Annotated in this window: 2 protein-coding genes and 1 pseudogene; all 3 read right to left on the minus strand. The window is 32.7% G+C overall.

Annotated elements, in window-relative coordinates; genetic code table 11:
- Positions 1 to 175 precede the first annotated feature (175 nt).
- Complete coding sequence (gene murA, locus L8D11_RS05050) at positions 176 to 1,501, minus strand: UDP-N-acetylglucosamine 1-carboxyvinyltransferase (protein WP_236870581.1); 1,326 nt, start codon at positions 1,499 to 1,501, stop codon at positions 176 to 178.
- Positions 1,502 to 1,516: 15 nt separating this feature from the next.
- Positions 1,517 to 1,786, minus strand: coding sequence for a hypothetical protein (locus L8D11_RS05055; protein ID WP_236870582.1), 270 nt, complete (start codon positions 1,784 to 1,786; stop codon positions 1,517 to 1,519).
- Between the two features lie 101 nt (positions 1,787 to 1,887).
- Positions 1,888 to 2,109, minus strand: a pseudogene (locus tag L8D11_RS05060) (hypothetical protein); the annotation flags it as partial.

Here is a 2,109-nt window from a genome sequence, read left to right on the forward strand (position 1 = left end):
TTCTTGAATTCCTATTATTCTATCAGCTTTTATACCAAACTTATCGTTCTTCTTTATATGAATCTAATTTTTTAAATCCATTTATTGCATATCTTCCTTGCTTTGCATTTATGCAACGGCCTTAAATATTAAAAGTCAAAAGTTATATTTGATTAGGTATAAATATATCATGATTTTAGTTTTCAATTCTTTTTAATTTAATATTGGTATTCTTAAGCTTTTCCAAAAGATTGCCATATCCCCTTTCTATTTGCTCAGCAACGTCAAGCCTAGTTTCACCTTCAGCTAAAACTGCAGCAATTAAATATGCTAACCCTGCTCTTAAATCTGGGGTAACTAATGGCGAAGATATGGATTTTAGCTTTGTTGGACCATGAATTAATGCACTATGAAGATGGTCTTGCCCCCTATATCTACATTTTACAGAGCCCAAGCATGAGCTTACAGTTTCAGTTTTTGCACCAAGTTTATTTAATATATCTAGATAACCAAATCTTTTTTCATGGACTGTTTCATGGATAACAGATATGCCATTAGCTTGTGTAAGAATTGTTGCAAATGGTTGTTGCCAATCAGTAGAAAAGCCTGGATAAACATCAGTTTCTATTTCAGTAGATTTTAAATTTTCTTTCCTAAAAAACACTATACTATCATCTTTTAAAAATTTAAATCCTCCTCCAATTTTATTAAAGTGTGGTAAAAAATTACCCAGCAAATCTGGTCTGATGCCAGAGACTTCAATCTCGCCATTTGATGCACAAGCAAGTGATGCCCATGAAGCAGCTTCTATTCTATCACCTGCAAGAAAAAAGTTTGTGCCACTTAATTTCTCAACCCCCTGGACAATTAGCTCCCTATTGCCTGAAAGAAATATTATAGCACCCATAGAACGTAACATTGTAATTAATTCTATGATTTCAGGCTCTAATGCAATATTATTTATAATACTAGTTCCTTCCGCAAGTACACTTAAAAATAAACATGTTTCTGTTGCCCCTACAGATGGGTATGGTAATTCTATATGCGCAGCTTGAAGCCGCCCCTTAGATTCTGCGATATACTTATTACCCTTTTTATTTACCTCTGCACCAAATTTTCTTATTGCTTCAACATGGTAATCAACGTTCCTTTGACCAATATGATCTCCTCCAACAGTAGGTACGATAGCTTTCCCAAGCCTATGAAGCAAAATACTTAGAAGTAAAATAGGAACTCTATTAGTTTTTGTATCTGGTAATGATGCTTCATGTTCAGTTATTTTAGTTGCATCAATGTACATTGTGTTAATATCTTGCTTCCAATCAACTTTTACACCAGCAGACATTAATAATTCTTTTGTAATCTCTACATCACCAATATTTGGCATCCCTCTGAGCACTGTTTGATCTGAAGATAGTAAAGCCGCGACCATAGCTTTAGTTGCTAGATTTTTCGCCCCCATGCAAGAAATTCTTCCATGAATTGGGATTCCACCTTGAATAATATATGAAATACTTTGCATTATACTCTTAATTAATTAAAAATTATCGACTCCAATTGAACGGAGTATATTTGATAAATGTGTTAATATAAAGTTAAAATTGTCTTCGGAATATCCTTCAAACCTTATTGTTAATGAGTCCTCAGTATTGGAACTTCTAATTAGCCACCACCCTTTCTCACACTCAACCCTTATTCCATCAATATTATTATATTGGATTTTTTTACTTTTTAATAAATTTTTTATCTTATGAATAATGAAAATTTTTTGATTACCTTTGCATGGAATTTTTATTTCAGGAGACACAAAGATTTTAGGCAAAGAATCAAAATAATCTCTATTTTTTTGATCTAATAATAGACAAGTCAGATTGCCTACAGCAATGGAAGCATAAATATTAGATAGCGTTAAGCAACTTTTAGAATCAACTCATTGTCAATATTTGCTTCATAAAGATTCCACTCATTAGAGGACATAGTCGCTTTAATCTGCAAAACATTGTGTGCATTCTCTCGGGTCCACTGCATTTTTTGTTTTCGCTTGAATCTAGTATTTATTTGAGACTCTACTATAGTCTCTGCAATACTGCTTGTATATGGTAGATTAGCTTCTTTTCTTTCCATGTAGTT

The organism is Candidatus Bandiella numerosa, assembly GCF_021811875.1.
Lineage (GTDB): Bacteria > Pseudomonadota > Alphaproteobacteria > Rickettsiales > Midichloriaceae > Aquirickettsia > Aquirickettsia numerosa_A.

Excerpts from the sequence above, each read along its gene's own strand:
- murA (WP_236870581.1), bottom strand. The coding sequence starts at position 1,501 with ATGCAAAGTATTTCATATATTATTCAAGGTGGAATCCCAATTCATGGA.